Origin of the sequence: Frigoribacterium sp. VKM Ac-2530 (assembly GCF_015350835.1) — a bacterium.
In the GTDB taxonomy this organism is placed as follows: Bacteria; Actinomycetota; Actinomycetes; order Actinomycetales; family Microbacteriaceae; genus Frigoribacterium.
In genome coordinates, this window is the sequence record NZ_JADKSE010000001.1 from 1767580 (window position 1) to 1781960 (window position 14381).

A 14381-nucleotide genomic window follows, 5' to 3' on the forward strand; every position below is an offset into this window, starting at 1 on the left:
CGTCGTACGATCCGTCCATGACACCGACGTCCGGCCGCTCCCGCTCCGTCCTCGCGGGCGGGTCGCGTCCCGTCGTGCCCGTCGCCCCTGTCGCGGCCCTGGCCCTGCTCGCCCTGGTGCTGAGCGGGTGCACCTCGACCACTCGCGCCGCGCCGCCGGACGAGCCGGCCGCCTCCTCGTCCGGCGCGACGCTCGACGACGCCGTGGCGTCGGACGACGCCGCCCCCGCTGACGCCGTCCCTGCCGACGCAGCCCCCGCCGACGCCACCACGGCCCCTGCCCTCGACGTCACGGGCTTCGTGCTCGAGGGCTCCGACCCCGACCTCGTCGACGCGAGCGCCGCCTCCCTCGACGTGGTCGGGGTCGACGGCGTGCTCGTGGCCGCCGACGGGGCCAGCGTGAGCAGCCCGTCGCTCGACGCCGAGGCCCAGCGGGACGCGGCCCACGCCAGGGGGCTGCAGGCGCAGCTGCTCGTGAGCAACTACGACGAGCGGATCGGCGACTTCAGCGAGCCGGTCGCGAGCGCGCTGCTCTCGAGCCCGGCGAACCGGTCCGCCGTCGCGGCCGACCTGGCCTCGCGCGTGTCGACGGGCGGCTGGGACTCGCTCATGGTCGACCTCGAGGGCCTCACGGCCGACGACTCCGCCGGGCTGACCGCCTTCGCCTCGGAGCTGCGTGCAGCCGTCGGACCCGACGTGCGGCTGGACGTCGCGCTGCAGGCCTCGACGACGGTCGAGGGCTACGGCGACCTCGGCTACGACGTGCCGGCGTTGGCGGCGTCGCTCGACCACCTCACGCTCATGGCCTACGACCAGCACGGCCCGTGGGAGCCCGACGACCCGGGCCCCGTCGGCTCCCTCGGCTGGACGATCGACTCGCTCGCCGCCCTCACCGCGCTCGCGCCGACCGACCAGGTCGTGCTCGGCGTCGCGGGCTACGGCTACCGCTGGGGCGGCGACGAGCCCGCCGGGCAGGTGTCCGACGAGGAGGCGCGCGACCGCGTCGGGGACGCCGGCGGCAGTGCCCGCTGGGACTCCACGGCCGCGGAGCAGACTGCGACCCTCGCCGACGGCGCGGTGCTCTGGTGGTCGGACTCGCGCTCGCTCGACACGCGGGTCGAGCTCGCCCGCGGGCTGGGCCTCGCCGGCGTCGCCGTCTGGTCGCTCGACCTCAGCGATCCGGTCGAGATCGACGCGGACTGAGGCGCGCGGGGCCGCCAGGCGCGTCGTCGTCCCGCCCGTCCTCGCCGCGCGCGTCGTCGTCCCGCGCGTCCCCGCCGCGCCCTCCCTCGCCGCGACGGCGTCGAGAGCGCAGCCGCTCCAGGTCGCCGAACGCCTCCGCCCGCCGGAGCACGCCGACCACGAGGGCGACGAGGAGGCCGGCGGGGAGGACCCAGCCCACCCAGGTCCAGGCGCCGTCGTGGACGATGTCGTCTCCTCCCAGCAGGGCGTCCGGGGTCGCGTACGCCCGGGTCGTCCCCTCGTCCGAGACGGAGCCGTCGAGGCCGACGTCGTCGAGCCGGTCGCGGCCGTCGTCGCTGACCCACGTGCCGCGGCTCTGGCAGCCGTGGCGGATGGTCCCTCCCTCGCAGCTCACCTCCGTGTAGCTGCCCCAGGTGCGCGGTGCCCCGGTGTCGACGATCGCCGCGACGCCGAGCCCGACGACCACGAGCAGGGCGGCCAGCGCCCCGAGGTAGAAGACGACGCGGATCCCGACGTCGACGACGCCGAGTCGACGGGGCGGGGCACCGGGAGCGCGGTGCCGCGGCGGAGTGCCGGGGGCATCGGGGCCGGAGGTGGGGCCGGGAGGGACGGAGGCGGTCACCGGACGATCGTGCCAGGCCCGGGACAGTCGTCGGGTGCTGCCACGCAGGCCCGGCCGCGCAGCGCACACGACGACGTGCGCGCGGACCGGCCCGTGCGCCCGCCGCTACCGTGGCCCGCATGCAGCACAGCACCCCGGCCACCGACGGCAGCACCCCGACCAGCGCCGACAGCACCAGCGACGCCCGCACCCCGACCGCCCCCGAGCGCGCCTGGACCGAGCACGTCATCTGGTGGCACGTCTACCCGCTCGGGTTCGGCGGGGCCGACACGACCGGGGCGGACCGCTCGCCGCAGCCGCGCCTCCTCGACCTCGTGCCGTGGCTCGACCACCTGCTCGCGCTCGGCGCGAACGGGCTCGCGCTCGGCCCCGTCTTCGCGTCGTCGACGCACGGCTACGACACGATCGACTGGCTCCGCGTCGATCCCCGCCTCGGCACCGACGACGACCTCGTCACGCTGATCGACGCCGCCCACGCCAAGGGGGTGCGGGTGATGCTCGACGGCGTCTTCAACCACGTCGGTCCCGAGTTCCCGGCCCTGCAGGAGGCGCGGGCCGACTCGTCCTCGCCAGCCGCCGCCCTGTTCCGTCGCGACGAGCACGGCGAGCTGGCGACCTTCGAGGGGCACGGCGGGTTGATCGCGCTCGACCACTCCTCGCCCGAGGTGGTCCGCACCGTCTCCGAGGTGCTCGTGCACTGGGCCGACCGCGGCGCCGACGCCTGGCGCCTCGACGCCGCCTACTCGGTGCCGTCGTCGTTCTGGGCCGAGGTGCTGCCTCCCCTGCGCGAGAGCCACCCCGACGTCTGGGTGGTCGGCGAGGTGCTGCACGGCGACTACGCCGCGGCCGTCCGCGACGGAGGCCTCGACAGCGTCACCCAGTACGAGCTCTGGCAGGGCACCTGGCACGGCATCCAGGACGTCAACCTGCACGAGCTCGCCTGGGCGCTCACGCGGCACGACGAGTTCCTCGACGAGTTCGCGCCGCTGACGTTCGTCGGCAACCACGACGTCACCCGCATCGCCAGCCAGATCGACGACGAGCGACACCACGCGCACGCCGTCGTGCTGCTCTTCACCCTGGGCGGCGTGCCGTCCGTCTACTACGGCGACGAGCTCGGGCTGCGGGCCGTCAAGGAGGAGCGGGTCGGCGGCGACGACGCGATCCGTCCCGCGTTCCCCCGCTGGTCGGGCGACGACGGCGCCGTGTCCCTCGTGGCCGGCGCCGACCCGGCTGTCCTGGGCCTGCACCAGGAGCTGGTCGGCGTCCGTCGCCGTCACCCGTGGCTGCACGGGGCGCGCACGCGCACGGTCTCGGTCACGAACGAGACGCTCGTGCTCGAGGTGCGCGGGGCCGGGGGCGGGGCCGACGGTGCGGACGAGCTGCTGGTCGTCGCGCTCAACCTCGGCGACGAGCCCCTCCGCGTCGCGGACCCGACGCCCGCGGCCGACGGCTGGGTCGCGGGACGCGGCGCCGGCCTCGACGGCGACGTGCTCGTCGTCGGCGCGCACGGCTGGGCCGTGGTCGCACCCCGAGCCTGACCGCCATCCCCCTCGGCGCCTGAAGATCCTCTCGAGGGCGGGCATTCCGAGCCGAGGGCGGGTACGCCGCGACCCGCCCTCGGCCCGGAACACCCGCCCTCGACCAGAGCGCGTGCGGCAGGCGGCGCGCGTGCCACAGTGGTGCCGTGACCGAGACCCTGCTCTTCCTCGTGGCCGGCCTCGTGGTGATCGCGGCCTCCACGGTCGTCGGCCCGCGCCTCGGCGTGGCCTCGCCGCTCCTCCTCGTCGCCGTGGGGGTGGGCGCCAGCTTCCTGCCGTCGCTCGGCTCGGTCGAGATCGATCCCGAGCTGATCCTCGCCGGGGTGCTGCCGCCGCTGCTCTACTCGTCGGCGGTGTCGATGCCGGCGATGAACTTCCGGCGCGAGTTCGGCGCGATCAGCGGGCTGTCCGTGCTGCTCGTCGTCGCCAGCTCGTTGCTGCTCGGCCTGTTCTTCTCGCTGGTGCTGCCCGATCTCGGCTTCGCGTGGGGCGTCGCCCTCGGCGCGATCGTCAGCCCCACCGACGCCGTCGCGACGTCGATCGTCAAGCAGACGTCGGTGTCGCGAAGGGTCGTCGCCATGCTCGACGGCGAGAGCCTGCTCAACGACGCGACCGCCCTCGTGCTGCTGCGGACGGCGATCGTGGCGACCGCCGCCTCCTTCTCGTTCTGGGGCGCCCTCGGCACGTTCGCGTACTCGGTCGTCGTGGCGGTCGTGATCGGGCTGGTCGTCGGGGCCGTGAACCTGGCCGTGCGGCGTCGGCTCACCGACCCGACCGTCAACACGGTCATCTCGTTCGCGGTGCCGTTCCTCGCGTCCGTGCCGGCCGGTGCCGTGGGTGCGTCGGGGCTGGTCGCCGCCGTGGTGGCCGGGCTGGTGACGGGCATCCGGGCGCCACGCGAGCTGTCGCCCCAGTCGCGCCTGTCGGACGGGCAGAACTGGCGGACCGTCGAGCTCGTGCTCGAGGGCGCCGTGTTCCTCACGATGGGGCTGCAGATCCGGGCGATCGTCATCGCGGTCGAGCAGGACCACGCGGGCCTCGCCCCTGCCCTGCTCATCGCCGTGGGGGCGCTCGTGCTGACCGTGCTCGTGCGGGCCGCCTACGTGGCACCGCTGCTGCGGGTGCTCTCGGCGCGGGCCCGGCACGCCGAGGCGATGCGTCCGCGCGTCGCCGACATGCACGAGCGCATCTCGACGAGCGAGGGGACGCACGAGTCGTTCACGGAGATGAACCGCGGCCGACGGACGCCGTCGCCCCGGGCCCTCGACCAGTTCGCGAGACGGGTCACGCAGGGGCTCGCCGACATCGAGTACTTCCTCGCGCAGCCCCTCGGCTGGCGGGACGGCACCGCCGTCGTCTGGGCCGGCATGCGCGGCGCGGTGACGGTCGCCGCGGCACAGACGCTGCCTGACGACACCCCGCAGCGTCCCGTGCTCGTGCTCATCGCGTACGCGGTGGCGGCGCTGTCGCTGCTGGTGCAGGGCGGCACGATCGGGCCGCTGCTGCGGCGCATCGCCGCACCGGTCGACGAGGAGGCGGTGCACCGGCAGACGGAGTCGGAACGGCGCCGCCTCGTGGTGCTGCTCCGCGACGCGGCGGCCGCCGTGCCGGGCGGCGAGGCGGTGCGGGACGCCGCTCGGCGGGTCGGGGAGAGAACGGAAGCAGGTGCAGATGCAGATGCGGACGACGCGGCCGCAGCCGCTGCTGCCGACCTGGACGACGACGCGCGGCGTGCCCGCATCGACGCCGCCGTCCGGCACACCCTGGCGGTGCTGGCCGCGCAGCGGGCCGCGTTGCTCGACGCGCGCGACGCCGGCACGGTGGACGCCGAGGTGCTGGCCGAGTCCCTGGCGGATCTCGACGCCTCCGAGATCGCGATCCGGCTCAGGGGGCGGGTGCCGCACGAGCCCGCGGGCGGGCGACCAGGCCGGAGGGGCCGCCGCGGCAGCCCCGGTGGCCCCGAGAGCCCCGTTCGGGACCCGGAGGTCACGGACTGATAACGGGACCAGTCGTTCTGCGCGAGGGTGGCGAACCCCTGTCAACTCCCCACCGGGAACCACAGACAAGGAGAAACATCGTGAACATCTCGCGCAAGACCATCACCAAGTCCGCCTTCGGCATCGTCGCCTCCGGCGCCCTCATCTTCAGCCTCGCCGCCTGCTCCTCCGGCGATGCCACCTCCGGCTCGTCGTCCTCGGCCGCCCCGTCGTCCTCGTCGTCCGCTGCGTCGACCGAGCCCGTCGCGTCGCTCCCCGACCTCAGCAAGGGCGTCGACACCCAGGTCGCCGTCGACGCGTCCTTCGTCGACGCCCTCACGAGCCTCGGCCTCACCCCCGGAGTCGTCGGCACCGCCGCGTTCGACGCCACCACCGGCACCTTCTCCTTCCCCATCACCGGCGGCAACGTCGACTACTACGACCCCTCCAGCGACGTGCGCCCCTACGTCCAGGGCGAGATCGACCACGACGGCTCCGGCCTGTCCCTGACCGCCGCCGACGGCACCGTCGTCGAGCTCAGCGACTTCCGCATCGACCCGGGCGAGAGCAAGCTCTACGGCACCGTCACCGCCAACGGCGCCGTCGCAGCCGAGGACGCCTACCTCTTCAACCTCTACGGCGGCACCCTGAAGCCCCTCCAGATGGAAGGCACCAACGCCGTCCTCGAGGGCACCACCGTCCACATCAGCCCCGACGCCGCCGCCCTGCTGAACCAGACCTTCAACACCGACGCCGTCCAGGACGAGATGCTCGTCGGCGTCGCGAAGATCACCGTCGCCACCGAGTAGTACTCATCGAGGAAGGCTCCTCGAGCACCTCACCTGGCTGGCGTCCCCCGCCGGCACCCGCCGACGTTCCCGGTGAAGCCCCGTCCCGCACCCTGCGGGACGGGGCTTCCCGCGTTCCCCGGCCCGCGCCTCCTCTACCCCGGCTCTGCGCACTCAGGAGAACGCGACCCGCACCTCCTGGATCGTGCACGACTCAGGACTCTCGCTCCCCCCGCTGCGCGACCCAGGACCGATGTTCCTGAACGAGGAGACACACGACCGGAGGGGCACGGGTGACGGGGGCGAGACGACGAAGAAGGTCCTCCCCGAGACCGGGGAGGACCTTCTTCGTCGGTTCGCGAACGAGACCTACAGCGGGGCGAGACCTACAGCAGGTCGTACTCCGTGAGGAACGCGGTGGCGACGCTCGCCGAGTCCTTCTTGTCGACCTGCACCATGGCAAGGTACTCCGTGAGGTTCTCGGTGGTGAGGGCGGCCGAGACGGCGTTGAGCGCCTCCTCGACGGTGTCGCTCGACTTGTCCTCGCGGATGATGGGCACGATGTTCTCCGAGAGGAACAGGTTCTTCGTGTCCTCGAGGGTGACGAGGTCGTTCGTCGTGATGGCCGAGTCGGTCGAGAAGAGGTTCGCGACCTCGACGTCGCCGTTCTCGAGCGCGGCGAGCGTCAGCGGTCCGCCGGCGTCGAGGGGCACGAACTCCTTGAAGGTGAGGCCGTAGAGCGACTCGAGGCCGACGACGCCCTGCTGGCGCTCGGCGAACTCGGGCGCGGCCGCGAGGCGCATGTCGGCGGCGACGGGCGCCAGGTCCTCGATGGTCTCGAGGCCGTACTGGTCGGCCGTGGCACGGGTCACCGCGAGGGTGTCCTTGTCCTCGGCGTCGGACTGCTCGAGCGCGCCGATGCCGTCGGGGAGCACGTCGACCATCGCGTCGTAGACGGCGTCGGGCGTGGTGATGCTCTCGTCGACGCCGTCGGTCGCGAGCGCGGCGAGCAGGGCGCCGTTGTACTCGGGCAGCAGGTCGATCGAGCCGTCCTCGAGCGCCTTGAGGTAGACCTCGCGCGACCCGATGTTGAAGGTGCGGCTGACCTTGACGTCCTTGGCCTCGAGTGCCTGGGCGTAGATCTCGCCGAGCAGCTCGCTCTCGGGGAAGTTGGCCGAGCCGACGGCGATCGTGTCGCTGTCGGACGACGAGCCGCCGCCGGTGCTGGCGGTGGGGTCGGAGCAGGCGGACAGCGCGAGGACGCCGACGCCGATGACGCCGATGGCGCCGAGGAGGGTCTTCTTCATGGGGTGTGAGCCTTTGCTCTCGTGCACCTGACGACGATTCGTTCGGGTGCGGGGGTGTGGGTGAAGGGGCAAGACCGGGAGGTGCCGGCCGGGTCGAGGAGGCGCGGGCCGGGAGGCGCGCGCCGGGTCAGGAGGACGCGCCGTCGCGGGCCGAGGAGGCGGGCTCGGGCGTCGAGGTCGTGGGCGTCGAGGGTCCGTGCACCGAGGTCGTCGCCGCGACCCCGTCGGCGGGAGCGAGTGCCGGTGCAGGAGCGGCAGGGGCCGTGCGCCGCAGCTGGCGCTTCGGGATGCGCCCGGTGAGGCCGGGCGACACGACGAGCCGCTGCGTGCCCGCGGCGAGCAGGTCGAGCACGATCGCCAGCGCGGCGACGACGACGGCGCCCGCCACGACGCGGCCGTAGTCGTTGAGCGACAGCCCGTCGATCAGCAGCCGGCCGAGGCCGCCGATGCCGACGTACGCGGCGACGGTCGACGTGGCGACGAGCTGCAGCAGCGCGTTGCGGAGGCCGGAGGAGATCAGCGGCAGCGCGATGGGCACCTCGACCTTGAAGAGCACCTGCAGCGGCCGCATCCCCATGCCCCGGGCGGCGTCGATCGCGGCCGGGTCGACCGCGCGGATGCCCGCGTACGTCGTGGTGAGGATCGGCGGGATCGCCAGGATGACCAGGGCGATCAGCACGGGCCCGAAGCCGAGGCCCATGATCACGACGAGCAGGATGATGAGGCCCAGCGTCGGCAGCGACCGGCCGGCGTTCGCCGCGTTGATCGCGATGAACGACCCCTTGCCGGTGTGGCCGATGTAGAGGCCGAGGGGCAGCGCGATCACGGCCGCGACGACGAGCGCCTGCACCGTGTACCAGAGGTGCGTCAGCACCAGCTCGGGGATCGAGGCGCGCACGCCGCCGCCCTGCCAGTTGGCGGGGTCGAGCAGGTAGCCGAGCAGTCCGTCGCTCATGCGGCGATCCTCCCTGCCGCACGCGTCCAGGGCGTCACGCGCCGCTGGACGAGCACGATGATCCCGTCGCACACGGCGGCGAGCAGCACCGAGAGCACGATGCCGACGACGATCGGCGGGGTGTAGTCGAGCTGCTGCCCGCGGGTGAAGAGGGCGCCGAGGCCGCCGACGCCGATCAGGGCGCCGACGCTGACGAGGCTGACGTTGGCGACGGTGGCGACGCGGAGCCCCGCGAGCATGACCGGCAGCGCGATCGGCAGCTCGACCGAGACCAGGCGCCGGAGGCGGCGGTAGCCCATCGCGGAGGCGGCCTCGGTCACGAGCGGGTCGACCGACTTGAGCCCGTCGGCCACGACCCGCACGAGCAGCGCGATCGTGTAGACGCTCAGGGCGATGATGATGTTCAGCGGCGAGAGGATCTGGATGCCCACGATCGTCGGGACGAGCACGATCAGCGCGATCGACGGCACCGCGTAGAGGATGCCGCTGAGGTTGAGGAGCGGGTGGTACAGGAACCCGAAGCGGACCGCGAGGTAGCCGATGGGCAGCGACACGACGATGCCGATCAGCACCGGCACCAGCGCGAGGAACACGTGCTGCGACAGGGCGGCCTGGATCACCGCGACGTTGTTCTGCAGGTACTGGATCACGCCGGGTCGACCTCCCGTCGGCGGCGGGCTTCCAGCTGCTGCATGAGGCTGGTGTGGCGGATCACGCCGTCGGCGACCCCGTCCTCGTCGACACGGACGACGACGCCGACCGGCGACGTGATCGCGAGGTCGGTCACGAGGCGCAGCGAGTCCGTGGTCTGGAACGCGCCTCCGGTGGGGGTCGGGGAGGCGGTCGACCCGAGACCGGCGCCCGTCCAGCCGAGGGGCCGGCCGGCCTGGTCGAGCACGAGCTGCTCGGGCCCGGTCGTCACCTCGGAGAGCGGCGCGACGTCGAGGCTCGCGGCCGAGTCGAACGAGAGGCTGCGGAAGCCGCGGTCGCGGCCGACGAAGCCCGCGACGAAGTCGTCGGCCGGGTTCGCGAGCAGCTCGCGCGGGGTGGCGAACTGGGCGAGGCGGCCGCCCTCCTGGAACACGGCGACGTTGTCGCCGAGCTTGATCGCCTCGTCGATGTCGTGGGTGACCATCGCGATGGTCTTGCCGAGGTCGCGCTGCAGACGGAGGAACTCGGCCTGCAGGCCCTCGCGGACGATCGGGTCGACGGCGCTGAACGGCTCGTCCATGATCATCACCGGCGGATCGGCGGCCAGGGCGCGGGCCACTCCGACGCGCTGCTGCTGCCCGCCGGAGAGCTGCACCGGGTAGCGGTCGGCCATCGCCGAGGTCAGCCCGACCCGCTCCATCAGCTCGACCGCGGTGGCGCGGGCCGCCTTCTTGCTCGTGCCGACGAGGGCGGGCACCGTCATGATGTTCTCGACGATCGTGCGGTGCGGGAACAGGCCGGCGGCCTGGATGACGTAGCCGATGCCGCGGCGCAGCAGCGCCTCGTCCTGGCCGGCGACGTCGACGCCGTCGATGAGCACGCGGCCGGTCGACGGGGTGACCATCCGGTTGATCATGCGCAGCGAGGTGGTCTTGCCGCAGCCGGAGGGGCCGACCAGGACGGTGAGCTCGCCGGTCGGCAGCGTCATGTCGAGCTGCTCGACGGCGACCGTGCCGTCGGGATAGACCTTGCTGACGCCCTCGAACGTGATCATCTGTTCTCCTTGCCTGTCGGAACCGTGGTGGCCGGGTGTTCGACATGACCGGTAGAACAGCCATTCACGGATCATTGTCCCCGATCTGCGGCCATCGCGTCGAGATCGAGTCTCGATCGTGATGAACGGGTCTTGCGTTCCGCCTGATCGGGGGGAAGTTCCGTGAGCCTGCTCGGTCGTGCAGGTGCAGGATCTCCGTGATGACCGCACACGCCTCGCCCCCGCTCGCCGACCGCACCTTCGACGACTACGTGCCCGGGCTCGTCGAGACGCACGGGCCCCTCGAGGTGACCGAGTCCGAGATCGTGGCGTTCGCCTCCTCGTTCGACCCCCACGACATGCACGTCGACCCCGAGGCGGCGAGGAGGAGCCCGTTCGGCGGCCTCATCGCCAGCGGCTGGCACACGACGGCGCTGATGATGCGGCTGATGGTGGGCGGGTTCCTGAACCAGCGGGCGAGCGTCGCCTCGCCCGGGGTGGACGAGCTGCGCTGGCTGCTGCCGGTGCGGCCGGGCGACCTGCTGCGGGCACGGTTCACGGTGCTCTCGTCGCGGGTCTCCGCGTCGAAGCCCGACCGCGGCCTCGTGCGGACGCGCATCGAGGTGCTCAACCAGCGCGACGAGGTCGTCATGTCGCAGGTGATGATGAACCTCGTCCTGCGCGAGCTGCCGCCGCTCGCCTGAGCCGGCCCTGTGCCGGCGCCGAGTGGTCAGGAAATGTCCCTCCCGAGCCCATGGAGGACGTTTCCTGACCACTCGCGGCGCTCGGGCACGCCGGCGGGCCGACCAGCGGGCCGGCCAGCCGACAGGTGTCGGGCACCGGCCGCGCGTCCGGCGTAGCCTCTGGCCATGAAGGCACTCCAGTACACGAAGATCGGTCAGCACCCCGAGGTCGTCGAGGTCGAGAAGCCGTCGCCCGGCCCCGGGCAGGTGCTGCTCAAGATCACCGCGGCCGGCGTCTGCCACAGCGACGAGTTCGTCATGGGCCTCAGCGAGGAGGACTACGCGGCGGGCGGCTACCCCCTCCCGCTCACGCTCGGCCACGAGGGCGCCGGCGTCGTCGAGGAGCTCGGCGAGGGCGTCGAGCACCTGCAGGTCGGCGACGCCGTCGCCGTCTACGGCCCGTGGGGCTGCGGCCGCTGCCGCCCCTGCTCGCAGGGCAAGGAGAACTACTGCGTCAACGCGGCGGCCGAGGGCATCAAGCCCCCCGGCCTCGGCGCCCCCGGCTCGATGGCCGAGTACATGATCGTCGACGACCCGCGCCACCTGGTGCCGCTCGGCGACCTCGATCCCGTCCAGAACGTGTCGCTGACCGACGCCGGCCTCACGCCGTACCACGCGATCAAGACGTCGCTGCCGAAGCTCGGGGCGGGCACCTTCGCGGTCGTCATCGGCACCGGCGGCCTCGGCCACGTCGGCATCCAGATCCTCAAGGCGCTCTCGGGCGCGCAGATCATCGCCCTCGACGTCAGCGACGAGAAGCTCGAGCTGGCCACCCACGTCGGCGCCGACCACGTGCTGATCAGCGACGAGCACGCGGCCGACGGCATCCGCGAGCTCACGGGCGGGCTGGGCGCGAACGCGGTCTTCGACTTCGTGGGGGCGCCTCCCACGGTGGCCCTCGCCACGTCGGTCGCCGCCTCGGAGGCGGACGTCACCCTCGTCGGGATCGGCGGCGGCACCGCGCAGGTCGGCTTCGGCTCGATCGCCTACGACGCCGCTGTCCGGGTGCCGTACTGGGGCAGCCGCTCCGAGCTGATCGAGGTGCTCGACCTCGCCCGGTCGGGCCGCGTCTCGGTCGAGACGCAGCGGTACTCGCTCGACGACGGCCCGGCCGCGTACGAGGCCCTCGCGGCCGGCACGGTCCGCGGCCGCGCGGTCATCGTCCCGTAGCGCCCCACGCCCGGCGGCGTCGAGTTGCCCCGAACTGTCGTTCCGACCTCGTCAGAGCGACGATTCGGGGCAACTCGTCCGTCGTGCCCGTGAATGCGGACGCACGCACGCACGCGCCACGATCGGTCGTTCGGATGAGCCGGGCGAGGGCGGTCGGCGCGTGCGGCTCATCCCTCCGGACCGAACCGGACGCCGTGCGGACGGGACCGGCCCGGATCGCTCGACCCGCGCCTCCTCGGGCTCGTAGCGTCCGGAGGGTCGGCACCGCGACGCACCGTCGCACCCCGCCGACCCGACCGAGGAGCACCTCATGGACCAGGACAGCCCCACCACGCAGACCGGCACCACCCGCACCAGCCCGACCGCCCGCACCGCGCCCGGCACGAGCCGCGGTGCGTCGTTCCGCCGCGCAGGAGTCGTCGCCGTCGTCGCCTGCGCCGTCACCGGCTCCGCGCTGGGGCTCGGGGCAGCCGGCGCCTTCGCCACCGACGGGGCGGCCCCGGCCACCTCCTCCGCGCAGGTCGCGGCCGACGCCGCTGCGGCGCAGGCCGCGAGCACCGCGGGGGGCGAGGAGACCCCGGCGCCGAAGATCACGTACAGCCAGGCCGACCTCGCGGCGTTCGCCGCCTCGCCGTACGCCGACGACGCCCTCAACCTCGCCGTCGTCTGGGGCACGCCCGACGTCGACACGGCGAAGGGCAAGGCCGGGGCGGCGATCACGGCGGGCACCCCGCTGCCGTTCGGTCCGGACGACGCGCCCGCCGCCTCCTACACGGACGACCAGCGGCTGGTGGCGTTCGTCCTCGGACGCGGCAGCTGGGAGCAGGCGCTCGGCCTCGCCGTGGCCTGGGGCGAGCCCAGCGTGTACTCCGTGAAGAGCACCATCGGTGCGGCCCTGCTGGCCCACGAGGAGGTGCCGGCCGCGCCCGCCACGTTCACCGAGGACCAGCAGGTGGCCGCGTTCTCGGCGAGCGGGTACACCGAGGCGAACGCGACCGAGCTCGCCGCGATCTGGCAGAGCGGCTCCGTCCGCGAGGCCGAGGCCCGGGCCGGGGCGGCGCTGCTCGCCGGCGACAGCCTGCCGGTCGTCCCCTGAGCCGCGCCGTGACGACGCCGACCGGACACGACGGGACGACGCTGCGAGCCGAGGGGACGACGGCGCTGCGGCGCCGGATCGGCGTCGAGATCGAGCTGATCGCCCCGCCCGGCGTCGATCGCGGCGTGCTCGCCCGACGGGTCGCCCTCGCCTCGGGCGGGGCGGCCCGTCGGGTCTTCCACACCGACTCCGAGCCCTCGCTCGTGCCGGGGATGGGCCACTTCTGGCACCTGACACCGGCGTGGGAGGTGTCCGACGCGCACGGCGCGCCCGTCGCCTCCTTCGTGGACGACATCACGATCGCCGACGACCTGCGACGCGAGCACGAGGAGGCGCGGGCCGGGAAGGCAGGAGGCGTCACCTTCGCGTCTCCATCGTCGCCGGACCTGTGGCGCGTCCTCTCGGACGACCCGCGCCTCCTCCGCCTCGTGGCCGACCACAGCGACCCGGCCGCCCGCTTCGAGCAGTCGCTCGACGCGGCCGCGCGGCTCTTCGGCACCGACGTCGAGGTCGTCGGCGGCGTCCGGCGGCTGCGCGACCGCTCGGGGGCGAGCATCGCGATGGCGGCCCCGCTCGCCCCCGGCCGCGAACGGCCGTGCGAGATCGTGACAGCGCCCCTGACCGTCGACCACGAGGCCGCGCTGGAGGCGCTGCTCCGGCCCGCGAGGGAGCTCGGCTTCACCGTCCCCCTCGAGGCCGCCGTGCACCTGCACGTCGACGGGGCGCCGTTCCGCTCGGCGCACGCCTTCGCCAACCTGGTGCGGCTCTTCGGGCACTGGCGCGGGGCCCTGCACGAGCTGCTCGAGACGAACCCCGCCTGCACCCGGCTCGCACCCATGCCGCCTGCCCTGCTCGCGCTGGTCGAGGAGGAGGAGGCGGCCGCCTGGGCCGCGGCGACGAGCGGAGCCCGGACCGACGCCGACGCCGAAGACGACGACGTGACGACCGCAGGAGGCGACGACGCGACGACCGCAGGAGGCGCCGCCTCCGCCCAGCGCTGGCACCGCCTCCAGCAGGCCGCCGCCCGCACCGGCCTGCTCAAGTACATGGACGTGAACCTCACCGCCCTGCTCACCGACAGCCCCACGCGCGACACCGTGGAGGTGCGGATCCTGCCCGGCTCGCTCTCCGCCTCCGCGATCACGGCGCGTGCCCGGCTCGTCGAGGCCCTGCTCGACCGCTGCCTCGAGGAGGCGCCCCTCCCGCGCCCGACGACCGCCGCCTCCGTGGCTCCCGCCCGCGCCGTCGCCGAGCTCCGCGCGCTCGTGCTCGCACGCACCCACAGCTGATCGAGTTG

General features: G+C 73.6%; 13 protein-coding genes. 8 read left to right on the plus strand and 5 right to left on the minus strand.

Going from position 1 to position 14381, the window contains the following annotated elements; translation table 11 throughout:
* Positions 1–17 precede the first annotated feature (17 nt).
* Positions 18–1202 (plus strand): glycosyl hydrolase family 18 protein, encoded by a 1185-nt coding sequence (locus ITJ48_RS08290; protein WP_194613136.1) that lies wholly within the window; start codon positions 18–20, stop codon positions 1200–1202.
* On the opposite strand, the gene ITJ48_RS08295 is transcribed toward ITJ48_RS08290, so the two are convergent.
* Complete coding sequence (locus ITJ48_RS08295; RefSeq protein ID WP_194613137.1) at positions 1171–1824, minus strand: hypothetical protein; 654 nt, start codon at positions 1822–1824, stop codon at positions 1171–1173. The two genes, ITJ48_RS08290 and ITJ48_RS08295, sit on opposite strands and share 32 nt — an antisense overlap.
* Positions 1825–1943: 119 nt before the next feature.
* On the opposite strand from ITJ48_RS08295, the gene ITJ48_RS08300 reads away from it, so the two are divergent.
* The 3 genes from ITJ48_RS08300 (at position 1944) to ITJ48_RS08310 (ending at position 6150) form a co-directional block, all read left to right on the plus strand.
* Positions 1944–3365: an alpha-amylase family glycosyl hydrolase gene (locus ITJ48_RS08300; RefSeq protein ID WP_194613138.1), complete on the plus strand. Its 1422-nt coding sequence runs from the start codon at positions 1944–1946 to the stop codon at positions 3363–3365.
* A gap of 146 nt (positions 3366–3511) precedes the next feature.
* Positions 3512–5362, plus strand: coding sequence for a cation:proton antiporter (locus tag ITJ48_RS08305; RefSeq protein ID WP_194613139.1), 1851 nt, complete (start codon positions 3512–3514; stop codon positions 5360–5362).
* An 80-nt stretch (positions 5363–5442) separates the two neighbouring features.
* Positions 5443–6150: a hypothetical protein gene (locus ITJ48_RS08310; RefSeq protein WP_228506229.1), complete on the plus strand. Its 708-nt coding sequence runs from the start codon at positions 5443–5445 to the stop codon at positions 6148–6150.
* A gap of 365 nt (positions 6151–6515) precedes the next feature.
* Here ITJ48_RS08310 and ITJ48_RS08315 read toward each other — a convergent pair whose 3' ends face one another.
* The 4 genes from ITJ48_RS08315 to ITJ48_RS08330 form a co-directional block, all read right to left on the minus strand.
* Positions 6516–7436 carry an ABC transporter substrate-binding protein gene (locus ITJ48_RS08315; protein WP_194613140.1) on the minus strand — a complete coding sequence of 307 codons (921 nt, stop codon included), beginning with the start codon at positions 7434–7436 and terminating at the stop codon, positions 6516–6518.
* Positions 7437–7563: 127 nt separating this feature from the next.
* Positions 7564–8391: an ABC transporter permease gene (locus tag ITJ48_RS08320; RefSeq protein ID WP_194613141.1), complete on the minus strand. Its 828-nt coding sequence runs from the start codon at positions 8389–8391 to the stop codon at positions 7564–7566.
* Entirely contained in the window at positions 8388–9041 is a 654-nt protein-coding gene (locus ITJ48_RS08325; protein ID WP_194613142.1) for an ABC transporter permease, read from the minus strand. The genes ITJ48_RS08320 and ITJ48_RS08325 overlap by 4 nt, the downstream gene beginning before the upstream one ends.
* Positions 9038–10096, minus strand: a complete 1059-nt coding sequence (locus ITJ48_RS08330) for an ABC transporter ATP-binding protein (protein WP_192042768.1) — start codon at positions 10094–10096, stop codon at positions 9038–9040. The genes ITJ48_RS08325 and ITJ48_RS08330 overlap by 4 nt, the downstream gene beginning before the upstream one ends.
* A gap of 200 nt (positions 10097–10296) precedes the next feature.
* Here ITJ48_RS08330 and ITJ48_RS08335 point away from each other — a divergent pair, with 200 nt between their 5' ends.
* The 4 genes from ITJ48_RS08335 to ITJ48_RS08350 all read left to right on the plus strand — a co-directional run bounded on the left by ITJ48_RS08335 (position 10297) and on the right by ITJ48_RS08350 (position 14373).
* Positions 10297–10779, plus strand: a complete 483-nt coding sequence (locus tag ITJ48_RS08335; protein ID WP_194613143.1) for a MaoC family dehydratase — start codon at positions 10297–10299, stop codon at positions 10777–10779.
* Between the two features lie 165 nt (positions 10780–10944).
* Entirely contained in the window at positions 10945–11988 is a 1044-nt protein-coding gene (locus tag ITJ48_RS08340; RefSeq protein ID WP_194613144.1) for an NAD(P)-dependent alcohol dehydrogenase, read from the plus strand.
* Between the two features lie 310 nt (positions 11989–12298).
* Positions 12299–13084, plus strand: coding sequence for a hypothetical protein (locus tag ITJ48_RS08345; RefSeq protein WP_194613145.1), 786 nt, complete (start codon positions 12299–12301; stop codon positions 13082–13084).
* 8 nt (positions 13085–13092) lie between these two features.
* On the plus strand, positions 13093–14373 hold the full coding sequence (locus tag ITJ48_RS08350; RefSeq protein ID WP_370544838.1) for an amidoligase family protein: 1281 nt from the start codon (positions 13093–13095) through the stop codon (positions 14371–14373).
* Positions 14374–14381: the final 8 nt, after the last annotated feature.